Raw genomic sequence first — 13,679 nt, forward strand, 5'->3', positions numbered from 1 at the left:
TAATCAGGTAATATCAAATGTAAATAAAATAGTCGTATTTAAAGACGGCTATATAGACGATATAGGGACCCTTGATGAATTACTAAAACATAAAGGTATATATTATGAGTTATATTCAATCCAAAATAAGATATAAGGAATAGGGTTAAAACTTATAAAAAGTATAAAACATTTATAACGTCAAATGGAAAATGGCTAGAGTTAATTACAAACCCAACATTTTTAATATACATAGATGCTGGGTTTGTTTTTGATATAATGCTAACTAGTTAGTTGAATTTTTTTGTTTATTCTTCTTGAAAATAGAATAGGAGAAAATATTATACCAATAATGAAATAGATTATTGCAATAACCATAATTATACATGAACTAAGTACTTTACTAGATCCCAATTGATAAATAAATAGGTTGTCTATAAAATAAAGAGGACTAATTCCATTTATAGGCTGAACATATATATATCTTTGAATAGCTATCGATACTAATGAACTACTTCTTAAAAATATTGGGGAAATCATCAAGAATGAAGATATTATCAATGACGTATATGTTTCTTGTATCATAGAATTGATAAGGGCTCCAATAAAAGCTATAGATAATATACATATCCATGCAATTATCAAATAATAAATAAACATTTCTCCAATAGACCAATTATATATAAATGTAAAAAATTGTGGCAAAATTTGTATTTGAGAGTTCCAACCAGTAATACCAATCGTTCCAAATACAATAGATGTAGTAATAGCAGTGCATAGTATAAATTCTAAAGACAAATAGGTTATCATTGCCAAGTTCTTTTGAAATCCTATGCTTATAAGTTTTTTTCTGCCTGCAGAATTTAATATAATGTCCATATTATTTTCTTTTTCGAATGAGAAAAGCCTGTTAGATATTAGAATTGCAGACAATATTATTACTATATATACAAATAGTAAGGATTTAATCAAAATCGTCCACTGATCAACAAATTCAAGACTATATGGTTTACTTATATTATCTGCTTTATTTAGTACTTCTTCTCTTTCGTTTGTTGAAATAAATCCATTACCCAATAAATCCATTTTTTCTTTTACTCTTTCTATATTTCTAGTATAAAAGTCATTAGCATTTGATATCCTAGTAACATCAAATGTATTTTCTCCATAAGGCGTATAGGCATCTGTTAAAAGTGAAAGAATTTTCGGATATTTATCCTCCATCTTAAAATATGCTTTGTTCCCTTTCGGTTGTTCTTTATAAAAAGTAAGAGCTTTATTTAATTTATCTGTACTTAAATTTCCAGAAACTTTTTCTAACTGTTTTTTTTGGTATTTAAGCCCCTTTAAGCCGCTTATTATAACTTCTTCTCCAGTTGAATAGTCGCAACTTGTATACTGATGTATAAATAAAATAGGCATACATATTGCAAATAATAGAGCTAAAACAAAAGAAATTAATACAGCTGTAGTTTTATAAAACTTCTTCATTTCATAAAACATAATTTACCTCCTTTTTAAGTCAAGTATAATTTTATTAGTACCTGTATTTAATTGATTATGTTTCAATGATAAGGAATATATTTATGTGTTTTTTATTCTCTTGCTGAATAAACGAGGGGATATGAATATACAGATACCTAAAATTATTATAGAGATAATAATAATAGCTGTTATGGTAAGTGTATGGAAAAATAAAAACTTAAATACTTGAAGGGATATTAAATTCCTACGTATAAAAAATCCATTTATTGGTTGTATTTTAAAAAACTTTGTTATAATAACTGGGAACATATTCAATCTCACAATAATAGTTGGAATAAACGTCACAAGAAATCCAATCACTAATGTGATATAAGATTTTTGAGTAAAGGCATTTAACGCTGCAACGAAAGTTCCTATTGCTATAATACTAATCCAACCAGTGAATACAGACAATAAGTATGCTTGGCCAAAAGTTAAATGATATATAGAAGTAAAATATTTAATTTGAATTTGACTATTCCAAGCACTGATCCCAGTGTTTGAAAATACTACAATGGATATTATAAGTACACTTACTAAAAATTCAACTGTTAAAAAAGTAAGTAATGCTTTTATCTTGTTTGTTCCAATATTTCTAAGAGTTCTATCCCCAAGAGAAACCAATAAAATATCCATATTTTTGTCTTTTTCATAAGAAAATAGGCGGGAACCTATGACAATGGCGGAAATTGCAATTATCATAAAGCAAATTGTCAAAGATGGATATACTTTAACCCATTGATTGCTAAAATCAATAATAAATGGTTTGTCAATAGTTTTTGCTTTTTCAAAAATAATATTTTTTTCCCAAGTTTCATAGGTATTTTCTGAATCATTTAATTTTTTAGTAATTAATTTTATATTTCTATTGTAAAAATCATTTGCATTATTCAGTTTATGAAATTTATCTCCTTCTTTTGTATCACTAACTGTATAGGCAGTATCAATCAAAGAAAAAATTCCTGGATACTTAATATCTGTTTTTATATATGCTGCATTACCTGCTGGCATTGACTTATAGTATTTTAAAACTTTATTAAGTTTATCTGTTGTAAGAATTCCTTTAGAATTATTATATCGTTCTTTTGTTAAATGAATTGCAGCTTTACCTTGAATATAATTTGTATTGTCTATAGATTTCATTTCAGAAAAGCTCTTAATTGGCGCAATTGATACAGCTATTGACACTAAAATAACCACCAAAATTAAAATTTTTATATAAAATTCACTTGTAAATTTTTTAAGTTCATTTAACATTGGATTGTGCCTCCTTTTTAAAATTAAAAAGATATATGTCATTTAAAGTAGGAACTACATTAATAGCATTAGAAACAGGAGGCTCCCCACCAATAACACGTGCTTTTATTTTCCCACCATCATCATAAATCATTGAAATAGTACAATTCTTTAAGTGTTTATGTAACTCCATTTCATTTTGAAAGCTTACTTCCCACACTAGGTTATTACAGCGATTAACTAATTCTTTTTCAGTTCCACTCATTACAAAGTTACCATCTTTCAAGATAAATATTTCTTTTGCTATAAATTCCAAATCACTAACAATATGAGTAGAAATTAATATGGTTTGTTCATGACTAAGCTCTGAAATATAGTTTTTAAATCTTATTCTTTCTGTTGGATCCAAACCTGTTGTAGGTTCATCAAGCATTACAATTTTGGGATTTAGCAAAAAGGCTTGAGCAAGACCTACTCTTCTTAGTTGACCTCCAGATAAAGTTTTCAATTTCTTATGTTTTAAATCTGTCAAACCGAACAAATCTAGTTTTTTATCAATTTCTTTATTAATGAGATGTTGTGCAAGATTAGATTTGATATGTCCTAAATATGCCAAAAATTCCTGTACAGTCATATGTGGATAACCGCTAAAACTTTGTGGTAAAAACCCTAATAAAATTTCATTTATATCCTCAAGATTGGGATAGAGTACCTTGCCTTTATAATCTGTTAAAAAACCGCTAATTACTTTAAATAGAGTGGTTTTTCCAACACCATTAGCTCCTAAAAATCCATAAATACCATTTTCTAATTCAAGGTTAATATTATCCAGTACTACATTTTTTCCATAATATTTTGTAACATTCAGTAATTTTAAACCCATTATCATATCCTCCTTGTATACTGATATTTTTTGTTTTTCAGCGAAAACATTATATTACAAAGTGATGACTTATTTAATTTTACAATTATTGTTATTTAACAAACTATTTACTATTATACTGGTCTCATAAAAAAGCTAAAAGCATCCTTTCTATTTCCGTTAGCTTCATCTATAATATTCATGTTTCTAATATGATATATTTTATTTTTGTAATCTTTTGCTTGATTATCACATATATAGGCATAATCATAATTCCCCTCTTTTACCCATCCCATAAATATATATGTGTGAGTAGGAAGACCGTATTTATTACCTCGATTATCTGTTGAAAAACATATATCTCCTGGTTTTAATTTTTTATAATTTCTTTCTTTTACCCACCCTTTTCCTTTTAAAAAAGGAATAAAATTAGCTACACTAGCCATATTTTTGGGGATTTCATAATTATTTTTTCTTAATACTTCTGATACAAAATAAACACAAGAATTTTCAGATTTCCCATTATGGAGTTTTATTGCATCTGAGAATGCTATAGTTCTATTTTTTTTATCACTTAAAAAAGTATGGACACTTTTTCTTAAATGTGAGTTTTCTTCTCCTGGAGTTGGTAAAATCTCAATTAAAATAAACACTGCTAAAATAACTATTATTATAAATGAAATCCTCTTCTTCACATGTATACCTCCCTTATAAAATTAGATTTAATTTTCTAAAATAATGAACATCTATGCCTTATATTGCCTATCTATAAAAGATTATACAAAAAAATATTTACAAATAACTTACCATAATTCTTACAAATTTCTTAAGATAGTAGTGAAACTTAAATATATAATTTTTAAAACAAATATAAATACATAATAAAAAATTTATATTAAACTAACATAAAAAACACACTGAATAAGTTTATTCAGTGCTCAGACTTGTAGACAAAAGGTGCTGTCAAATTAAAAAATTTACATACATATACTGTTTTGAAAGTTTAAATTCAACACAATATATTGTAGAATTTATTATTAATTCGTCAGCACCTAATCATATCTAACCTACTAAGTTTTGAAACTAGATTTCTTCTTTAAATTTGTCATAAGTTTCTAAAATATCTTTTTTCCCAATTATCAAAGCCTCTACTACATCAGAATCAAAATGTTTTCCACTTTCTTCAACTACTATATTTATAGCTTCTTCCACATCCATAGCCATTTTATAAGGTCTTTTAGATGAAAGAGCATCAAGAACATCAGCTACTGATACAATTCTAGCTGCTAAAGGTATATATTGTCCATATAAGCCATAAGGGTACCCAGTTCCATCAAATTTTTCATGATGAGCTATTGCAATATCAATAGCCATTTTGAAAAAATCTTTAGCTCTTCCAGATAAAGACGTACTTGCTTTATATAATACATCTGCTCCTATAATTGTGTGTGTTTTTATAACATCAAATTCTTCTGGTGTCAGCTTGCCTTGCTTCAATAATATTCCATCTGGTATTCCAACTTTACCTATATCATGCATAGCACTCGAATGGTATATATCAATAATATATTTATTGTTAATAATGTTTTTATATTTCTCATTGTTACTTAAGTTTAGTGCAAGTATTTTAGAGATTTCTTGAATTCTTTCAATATGCTTCCCAGTAACGTTGTCTTTTGATTCTACAAGTTTTGCAAAGCCTTTTACACAAGCTATTATCAACCCATCATCTAAAATACATTTTTCCAGGGATACCACAATACAATTTGCAATAATCTCACCAAGCACTATATCTTTTTCAGAATAAGCATTAGAGTGACTACTATAAAAAATAATGACTCCCTTACATATTTCATTACTAATAATTGGAATATATAGATTTGATTGTACTTTATCTAAATCATCTTCAAAATTTGATTCCCTCATATTAAAACTAATATCATTTTTTATATCCATGTTAATTATCTTAGATTTTTTGTTTTTTATTATATCTTTTAAATAAGATTTATATAAATTTGACTTAAACCCATACTCAACTGTGGATTTATTTTTACATATAACATAATTTGAATAATCATCTTTGTTGTCGGTAAATAAAATCACACATATCTTATCAAAGGAAATGCAATCATCAAATGTGTTGTATATAATTTCTACTATATTCTTCATATCCTGTTCCATATTAGCTTTTTCAATTAGAAAAGAGATCTTTTTTAGTAATATTTCAACCATCTATAAACACTTCCTACTTTAAATACTTTATATCTTATCATTTGTATGTATTAAGAAAGTTTATTATAGATAGATATTATTCTAAATGTATTCTATTTTGTAGTCATAGTCATAGTTATAGTTTAATATACATTATGAATAGCTTGTCCCTATAAAATCACATTCAATTGTGATAAAGAATACTTTTTATATACTTTTAAACTTCGTATATCAACTGTATATTCCCACTAACATTTTACTTATGAATAGATTGAAACTACTCTCTACATAATGTTTTCTTTACTTCGTATGCAAACTGAAGTCAAAAATCCTATTTGCCCTATATATAATATGCATGTTTTAATAAATTAGTTCCTTATATTTTTATTTCTATTGCGTACTTGTTCGTACTTATACTATTGTTTATTTTCTCATAATAAATTTCAATGTACTATTTATAATAAAAAACCCCATGAAATAGATTTTTTAATCATCTACTCCATAGGGTGCACTTTAGAATTTTAAAACTTAAGAAGTTTTTTATTACTACTTAATTTGCTTAATTATATCATATATTTTTATGATCTCTTGCCCGTAATTATTCCCAGGAACAGCCCATCTGCCATTTAAATCTTCCCAGTTAGGAGCAACACCTAACAATCCACATTCTTTTAATATAAAATATCTAGGGTCTACACATTCACTTTTTAATTCTTCTGTGGTTGCATAACCTTTTAAGTGTTGTATTTGAGCTTTCACACCTTCTCTCGCTTCTTTAAACCAAGCCCCCTTTCCTACAGGACTATTATTAAGAGCACCTATTCCTGCATAATTATTCTGTTCTGGAAGAACTTGTCCACCGTATTTAAAGTAACCAGTTTCTTTAATACTTTGACAAAAAGCTATATCTCCTCTTACTCCCTCAATTTCACCTTCTTCTAAGAAGATTTTAGCTAGCTGATATATATCAACAGATAATTTTGGAGTAGGATTATGGTTTAATACAAACTTGGCCATCTGTTCTGCTGATAACTCTTCTTTTCCTATAATTGAATTTATTATTTTACTTTCTTCTGAGAATTTTTTTATTTTAAATTTCATCATTTTTAAATCTTTCATTTTTTTACCTTTTACCGAAGCTATATTATTACTTATTATTAATAAATAACTTTCGTTATTTTTATATCCATCTAGGGGTGCTTTTATTTTAACAGTTTGTCCATTGTCTAATAACACAAACTCCAATCCACCTACTAAATTATCATTAGAATCTTTTACTACTATATTTTCATTATTAATTGTTTCTGGATCAACTGGCTGATTAAATTTAATTACCCATTCTTTTTTATAATCTATATCTTCACTTATTTCATCTGCATAACAATAAGTGTTTTTAAATATAAATATTGCTGTAAATAATAGTGAATAAATTATGATTTTTTTTAGTTTAAAGTGTTTCTTCATTTTTCCACTCCTAAAGTATAATATTTTTAGTCTATATATTAAATTTTAAATTAAAATAAATAGTTATATTAAATTTAAAATAATTTTACAAATTACTTTTGTCTATATCGCTTTTATCATTTTTTTTAGGAAACCATCCTTTCTTTACTCTTTCTTCCTGTTCAAATATTTCATGAATACTCCAAAGCCATGAAAATCCTGCTACTCCTAATGCAGCAGATATTAATTGGTTGTTTACATATAGTGATGCTAAAATAAATGTAATTCCTAGGATCAAAAAAACTGGCCATATTTTTTTACTAAAATAGTACTCACCTTTGATAACTATAGGATGAAATATTCCTATTATTAAAAATGAAATAACCCCTATCATAATTCCATGAAAATTCAAAACGTATCCTCTCCTCTTCTATAGCTGAAAATTACTATAAGATATATTCTTCTATTATGTTAAAAATCCTTCTTTAATACTAAAAATAAACTATAAAATTAAAATTTTCCTCTTCATTTTATAGTTTATTTTAAAATTTACACCTTGATAAGGTTATATTTATACATTATAATCAATAATGTTGCATAAAAAGGATTCTTGCTTTTAAGTGGAGTTTTTACTTTATCTGAAAGCTATTAACAAAATTCTAAGAAGTGTTACTCCTTAGAATGTGGTATCCTTTAGAGAAAATCGTTATCCAGAGTATATTGGATAAATATTTACTATGTTAAAAGGAGCTTTAATATGAGAAAACGGACATTATTTAAATATTCATGGAAAAATTTACTTAAATTTTTACTTCCTTCTTTATTAGGAATTTTATTTTTTATAACCCCTATTTCATACCAAGGAGAAATCACTATACCTATTGCAGTCCTTGCAAAATCTGTTCAGAATCTCCTTTTAAAAAATTTACCAGGAATTATGACAATTATTATATCTATTACTTTTTTAGGTACAACAATAACTAAATTATTTAAACCTAAAACAATTTTAGATAATAAATTTTTATATACATTATTTAATGTATCATCAATGTGGTTTATTAGTAGAATTGTGGGCTTTGTATTTGCAATTTCTACATTTTTTAAGATAGGTCCAGAATTTATTTGGTCACAAGATACAGGTGGTTTATTATTAAATGATCTTCTACCAATATTATTTTCAGTATTTCTTTTTGCAGGAATGCTTCTTCCACTGCTTTTAGACTTTGGTTTATTAGAATTTTTTGGAGCAATATTTACAAAAATAATGAGACCTATTTTTTCATTACCTGGACGTTCTTCGATAGATTGTATAGCCTCATGGCTTGGTGATGGAACAATTGGAGTAATGCTTACTAGCAAGCAATATGAAGAAGGATATTATACTAAAAGAGAAGCAGCGGTTATTGGGACAACCTTCTCAGCAGTTTCAATAACCTTTAGCCTTGTGGTTATATCCCAAGTGAATCTAGCGCACCTTTTTATACCTTTTTATTTAACTATAACTATTGCAGGATTATGTGCTGCTATAATAATTCCACGTATTCCTCCTCTTTCTAGAAAGCCAGACACATATTATAATGGTATAAAAAAGGAATCTTCAGAAATAATTCCGGATGGTTATACTCCTTTTCAATGGGGATTAACTAAAGCTATGGAAAGAGCTAGTGAGAATAATAGTCTTCGTAACTTTATAACACAAGGAGTTCAAAATATACTTGATATGTGGTTAGGAGTTGCACCTGTTGTTATGGCTATGGGAACAACTGCCCTTATATTGGCTAAATATACCCCTGTATTTCAATGGATGGGATTGCCTTTTATACCTATATTAAAACTTTTACAGATACCAGAAGCAAGAGAAGCTTCCCAAACTCTTATTGTTGGTTTTGCAGACATGTTTCTTCCATCTGTTATTGGAGCTACAATAAAAAGTGAACTAACAAGATTTGTAATAGCTTGCGTTTCTGTTACACAGCTAATTTATATGTCAGAGGTAGGCGGTCTTTTACTTGGATCGAAAATAGATGTTTCTATAAAGGATTTACTAATAATATTTCTTCAACGAACAATTGTCACATTACCTATAGTAGCATTTATAGCTCATATAATATTCTAAAAAGTTAGGTTGTTGAATAATCCATAAGTAAAAATGAATTATTCAACAACCTTTTTATTTACTGATAAAGCTATAATTTAAATTTATAATATACTTATAATGAAACATCATACTAAGACAAATATATTATTTTAATTACTCCCATTCTTTCCAAACTTCAGGCTTATATCCTACAGTAGCTTGTTTACCGTTTCTTACTATAGGAGTATTATATAATTTAGAATTTTCTAAAAGCAAATCCTCTTTTATGCTGGCCTCTCTAATATGTTGAAGATTTAGCTTTGTGTATTCTTTAGATTTATTATTTATTAGTTCAGACAAACCTACTGAAGATTTAACGCTTTGTAATTCTCTTTTACTTAATCCCTTTTCATTTAAATCAATAAATTGGTATTTAATTCGTCTCTCTTTAAAATATCTTTCAGCTTTTTTTGTATCAAAGCATTTTTTAATTCCGAAAATTTGAATATTCATTATTATATTTTCTCCTTTTATTAACTACTTTAATGGACAATTCTTATTATAACATTGTAGTTGTTTAAATAAAAATATTCAAATTTAAAATAGTATACTATTTTCCTCTTCAAATACAACCTTAATATATAGGCAAGGAACTTGCATGAAGTTATGTACTTATTAAATTATGCAACCTTCTAAAGTATAAGAAATGCTTTTATAGGTTAACTAAAAGTGAAAAAAGCTAAAACTTTTTAAATTCCTAAGGTTTCAATAAGTTTTAGCTTTTGTATTCTGGATAATTTTTTAATTTGATATTCTCTTTGCATAGCCTCTTCTTTTGTTTTAAATTTTTCAAAATATTTTAATACTACAGGGCGTCTACATCTTGTATATTTAGCACCTTTTCCTTCATTATGTTGTTTAATTCTTCTTTCAATATCTGTTGTCCATCCCGTATAAAGAGTTCCATCTTTACATTTTACAATATAAATATAAGCCATATGTAGTACCTTCCCCCACCTTATATGTATCTGTAACTTTAAAACTGTATAATTATGTCCAAATTTACTATTACATATTTTATTATACTTAGCATCTTAAAAATTCTCTTCTACTATATTTTGTAGCATATTATTCCGATTCTATTTAAAAAACTTCAAAACAATAAAGAATAAAATTTCTTAATGTGTTCCAAATTAAGAGGTTCTATTCTTTATTAATTTTAGCATATATTTAAAATTTAGTGTAATTTATTAAATTTTAGACGACTCATTAATATTCATTAATTTAAAATTATTAACCTTGTTCATCATTTCTTTAGACATATCACTTAAAGAATGTACTGTTGCTGCCAACTCTTCTGCCGATGCCCCCATTTCTTCAGATGATGCTGCTATCTCCTCCGCTGATGCTGATACTTCTTCAGATACTGAAGATATATCTTCTACTTTTTGCAAAATAACATTCTTTTCTTCATTTATATTATTAGCCAAGTAGTTTATCTCCTTAACTTCTGGTACAATATTGTCAATTGCTTTAGTTATATTTTTAAATGAGCTTATAGTAGTATCAATTACTTTAATTTGAGTATTCAATTCTAAATTCATAGTATTTGAGTTATCTATAATAATATTTGTATCTTGTGATATATTATTTATTAAAACATTTATGTTTTCCGCTGAAACCTTGCTCTGCTCTGCAAGTTTTCTAATTTCCTCAGCAACTACAGCAAACCCTTTTCCAGATTCCCCTGCTCTTGCAGCTTCAATAGCTGCATTTAATGCTAATAAATTAGTTTGGTCTGCAATACTATCTATGAGGCCTGTTATTTCATTAATTTTATCTATATTTTCTCCAAAACTATTTATTTTATCTCCAAAATTTTTAGAAGAATTACTTACTTCTGTTATAGATTGAATCAGGTGATGCATTTTTTCATTACCTTCACCTGTCATAGAATTAATACCATCAAAAGTTGAATAAACATCTTCTATTGACTTAACCATCTTCTCTAAATTATCTCCAAATTTATTTAACACTTCTGTAATATCAAATAGATTTTCTGACTGTGTCCCTACCCCTGTAGCAACATCTTGAATAGCAGTAGCTACACCTTGTGAAGAATTAGCTGTTTCTTCTGAAGCAGTAGAAACATTTTCAGAGGTATCCTCAATATTTTCAGCCATTTCTTTAACACTTAGAAGCATTATATTAAAAGATTCTTGCATTAATTTTACCGAATGTGATAACTCACCTATTTCATCATGCCTTTTTACTAGGTTATCTGGAATCTGTAAAGATAAGTTTCCTTCAGCCATAAAGCCTAAATATTTTATAGCCTCTCCAAGATGTTTTGTTATATTGGTTGTAATTAATGATGCAATTATAAATACTAAAACCCCTATTACTAAAGTAACTCCTAAAATTGTATACATCATTGTACTTATCTGTTTATTTACATCACTTTGATTAATTCCAACAAAAAACATTCCTATATTTTTACCATTATTATCTTTTATTGGAATATATATAACTTCATATGGCTGGTCTAAAACTTTAGCTTGTCCTGTGTATTCTTGTCCATCTTTTAATACCTTTTGTGCAACTTCTTCAGAAACTTTAGTGCCTACCGCTCTTTTACCTTCATTTTGTACAGTTGTAGATATTCTCACATCATTTAAAAATATGGTTACCTCATTATTTGTCTTTTCTTTTATCATATCTACAAATTCAGTATCATTATTAAATAATTTTTCACCTTTATATAAATTTCCTTCTTCTATTCTCCAATCACCTTTGTATTTTTCATTAATTAAGTTTAATGCCAATTCTCCATTAGAATTTAAACTCTTATTATTGGTATTTTTAACTAATTTGTTAACGTTATAAAGTGTAGCTATAAGTATAGCTATAAGTAAGAATATAATTGTAAATATTGACATTAACGATATCTTACCTTTTATTTTTAATTTTCTCACACAACCACTCCCCTGTTGTCTAATTTTTTGTTATTATATTTATTTATCGACATTTTTTTATGTTTATAAATAATGTTTTCTAAGAAAATATAATATATTTAAAATTAATTTTCCTTAAAATGTAATTAAATCAATTTTACAACATTATAATAAACTAAATTATTCTATAGATACAATTAATTATATTCTAATTTTATTAAAATAAATATTCTACTTTTTGTCTATAAAAATTAGGTAGAGCCTAAATTTTTAGGCTCTAAATTTAATTTCTGTTTATTACAACAGAAATTGGTTTATTTATTGGTATTTCATTACATATTACATTATTATTAATAATGTATATCCTTCCATCCCTCCAATTTGAAACTACCATTTTTTCTTCATATAAATCAATATCTTCAGGACACTCTACCTGAGCAAGTTGAGTAACGATTTTATTACTTGAAGAATCAATTATAGATATTCCCTTACCCTGTAATGAGTCAAAATCTTGATGTAAAACATAAATGTATTCTTTTTCGGCTTTGTTACTTATAAAAATTTTATATGGATACTCATATGGAAGCTTAATTTTCTTTATCACTTTTCCTTTATTTAAGTCAATAACAAATAAAATATTATCTTTAGATTTTTGATTCACAGCATAAATTAAGTTGTTTTTTCCACATTTTATAGAAGAAAACTTAATTGGTGTTGGTATCGTCTTTATAATTGAATTGGTCTTTAAATTAAATATATCTAACTTATGCGCTTTTTCTTTTAAAGAATAAGAACTAACAACCATATTATTATTTGTAGTAAATGTAATATCTTCAACATGGTTATTATACATAATAGTATTTTCTTCTTTATCTAACAATGTGTTAATAACAGTTATACAATTCTCCTTTTGTTTGGTTACTTTTGTTTTATGAGTAACATAAGCTTTATTGTTATATTTATTATATCTTATTAAAAGAGGAAGATCATAACTTAATTTTATGTACTTACTAAATTCTCCATTATGTAACACAGCTATTTCTTCTTTATGCTCCCCATAACAAATTGGCACATATACCTTATTATTACTTACTTCCTTCATATCTAGTGCACCTTCAACATTATATTTTTTTACTGTGGTAGATTTCTCATTGGATAAATAATAAACAGTGTCACCACTAGAAAGAATATATATCCCCTTATTTAGATTTGAACTTTCACTTGTACTATTTAAATTAGTTTTTTTGCAGTTTAAAAAATACCTTCCTCCTAGTATCACACATAAAATAATACATAATATGCTTAAGATTACAAGAAATTTTTTCTTATTCATATTTTTCCCTCTTTATATATTTCATTATATATGAGCTTTCAATACTTTAGGTATTTAAAT

General features: G+C 26.5%; 12 protein-coding genes. 1 reads left to right on the forward strand and 11 read right to left on the reverse strand.

The features are described 5' to 3' along the window. Nucleotides 1-261: 261 nt before the first annotated feature. The 7 genes from OW729_RS14250 to OW729_RS14280 form a co-directional block, all read right to left on the reverse strand. A complete protein-coding gene (locus tag OW729_RS14250; protein WP_268062216.1) occupies nucleotides 262-1,482 on the reverse strand; it encodes a hypothetical protein in 1,221 nt (406 codons plus the stop codon). An 81-nt stretch (nucleotides 1,483-1,563) separates the two neighbouring features. Next, nucleotides 1,564-2,760 (reverse strand): hypothetical protein, encoded by a 1,197-nt coding sequence (locus OW729_RS14255; protein WP_268062217.1) that lies wholly within the window; start codon nucleotides 2,758-2,760, stop codon nucleotides 1,564-1,566. Continuing rightward, nucleotides 2,750-3,622, reverse strand: coding sequence for an ATP-binding cassette domain-containing protein (locus tag OW729_RS14260; RefSeq protein WP_268062218.1), 873 nt, complete (start codon nucleotides 3,620-3,622; stop codon nucleotides 2,750-2,752). Before OW729_RS14260 ends, OW729_RS14255 begins: the two co-directional genes overlap by 11 nt. A 113-nt stretch (nucleotides 3,623-3,735) precedes the next feature. Then, entirely contained in the window at nucleotides 3,736-4,296 is a 561-nt protein-coding gene (locus OW729_RS14265; protein WP_268062219.1) for a hypothetical protein, read from the reverse strand. Nucleotides 4,297-4,684: 388 nt separating this feature from the next. After that, on the reverse strand, nucleotides 4,685-5,833 hold the full coding sequence (locus OW729_RS14270) for an HD domain-containing phosphohydrolase (RefSeq protein ID WP_268062220.1): 1,149 nt from the start codon (nucleotides 5,831-5,833) through the stop codon (nucleotides 4,685-4,687). A 525-nt stretch (nucleotides 5,834-6,358) separates the two neighbouring features. Then, nucleotides 6,359-7,276 carry a glucosaminidase domain-containing protein gene (locus tag OW729_RS14275; RefSeq protein ID WP_268062221.1) on the reverse strand — a complete coding sequence of 306 codons (918 nt, stop codon included), beginning with the start codon at nucleotides 7,274-7,276 and terminating at the stop codon, nucleotides 6,359-6,361. A gap of 85 nt (nucleotides 7,277-7,361) precedes the next feature. Beyond that, nucleotides 7,362-7,667: a DUF4491 family protein gene (locus OW729_RS14280; RefSeq protein ID WP_268062222.1), complete on the reverse strand. Its 306-nt coding sequence runs from the start codon at nucleotides 7,665-7,667 to the stop codon at nucleotides 7,362-7,364. A gap of 345 nt (nucleotides 7,668-8,012) precedes the next feature. On the opposite strand from OW729_RS14280, the gene OW729_RS14285 reads away from it, so the two are divergent. Continuing rightward, nucleotides 8,013-9,371 carry a YjiH family protein gene (locus OW729_RS14285; protein ID WP_268062223.1) on the forward strand — a complete coding sequence of 453 codons (1,359 nt, stop codon included), beginning with the start codon at nucleotides 8,013-8,015 and terminating at the stop codon, nucleotides 9,369-9,371. A 135-nt stretch (nucleotides 9,372-9,506) separates the two neighbouring features. On the opposite strand, the gene OW729_RS14290 is transcribed toward OW729_RS14285, so the two are convergent. The 4 genes from OW729_RS14290 to OW729_RS14305 form a co-directional block, all read right to left on the reverse strand. Continuing rightward, nucleotides 9,507-9,845 (reverse strand): arsenate reductase family protein, encoded by a 339-nt coding sequence (locus tag OW729_RS14290; protein ID WP_268062224.1) that lies wholly within the window; start codon nucleotides 9,843-9,845, stop codon nucleotides 9,507-9,509. Nucleotides 9,846-10,081: 236 nt separating this feature from the next. After that, nucleotides 10,082-10,330, reverse strand: coding sequence for a GIY-YIG nuclease family protein (locus OW729_RS14295; RefSeq protein WP_268062225.1), 249 nt, complete (start codon nucleotides 10,328-10,330; stop codon nucleotides 10,082-10,084). A gap of 252 nt (nucleotides 10,331-10,582) precedes the next feature. Then, nucleotides 10,583-12,307 carry a methyl-accepting chemotaxis protein gene (locus tag OW729_RS14300; protein WP_268062226.1) on the reverse strand — a complete coding sequence of 575 codons (1,725 nt, stop codon included), beginning with the start codon at nucleotides 12,305-12,307 and terminating at the stop codon, nucleotides 10,583-10,585. Nucleotides 12,308-12,569: 262 nt separating this feature from the next. After that, the gene (locus OW729_RS14305; RefSeq protein ID WP_268062227.1) at nucleotides 12,570-13,619 is read right to left on the reverse strand and encodes a YncE family protein; all 1,050 of its coding nucleotides are present in this window, start codon (nucleotides 13,617-13,619) and stop codon (nucleotides 12,570-12,572) included. Between the last annotated feature and the right edge of the window lie 60 nt (nucleotides 13,620-13,679).

The organism is Clostridium brassicae (assembly GCF_026738875.1).
Classification (GTDB): Bacteria; Bacillota; Clostridia; order Clostridiales; family Clostridiaceae; genus Clostridium_H; species Clostridium_H brassicae.

What these genes read in the sequence shown, in the direction of transcription:
- OW729_RS14250 (WP_268062216.1), bottom strand. Translation starts at nt 1,482, where the DNA reads ATGTTTTATGAAATGAAGAAGTTTTATAAAACTACAGCTGTATTAATT.
- OW729_RS14255 (WP_268062217.1), bottom strand. Translation starts at nt 2,760, where the DNA reads ATGTTAAATGAACTTAAAAAATTTACAAGTGAATTTTATATAAAAATT.
- OW729_RS14260 (WP_268062218.1), bottom strand. Translation starts at nt 3,622, where the DNA reads ATGGGTTTAAAATTACTGAATGTTACAAAATATTATGGAAAAAATGTA.
- OW729_RS14270 (WP_268062220.1), bottom strand. Translation starts at nt 5,833, where the DNA reads ATGGTTGAAATATTACTAAAAAAGATCTCTTTTCTAATTGAAAAAGCT.
- OW729_RS14275 (WP_268062221.1), bottom strand. Translation starts at nt 7,276, where the DNA reads ATGAAGAAACACTTTAAACTAAAAAAAATCATAATTTATTCACTATTA.
- OW729_RS14285 (WP_268062223.1), top strand. Translation starts at nt 8,013, where the DNA reads ATGAGAAAACGGACATTATTTAAATATTCATGGAAAAATTTACTTAAA.
- OW729_RS14290 (WP_268062224.1), bottom strand. Translation starts at nt 9,845, where the DNA reads ATGAATATTCAAATTTTCGGAATTAAAAAATGCTTTGATACAAAAAAA.
- OW729_RS14295 (WP_268062225.1), bottom strand. Translation starts at nt 10,330, where the DNA reads ATGGCTTATATTTATATTGTAAAATGTAAAGATGGAACTCTTTATACG.
- OW729_RS14305 (WP_268062227.1), bottom strand. Translation starts at nt 13,619, where the DNA reads ATGAATAAGAAAAAATTTCTTGTAATCTTAAGCATATTATGTATTATT.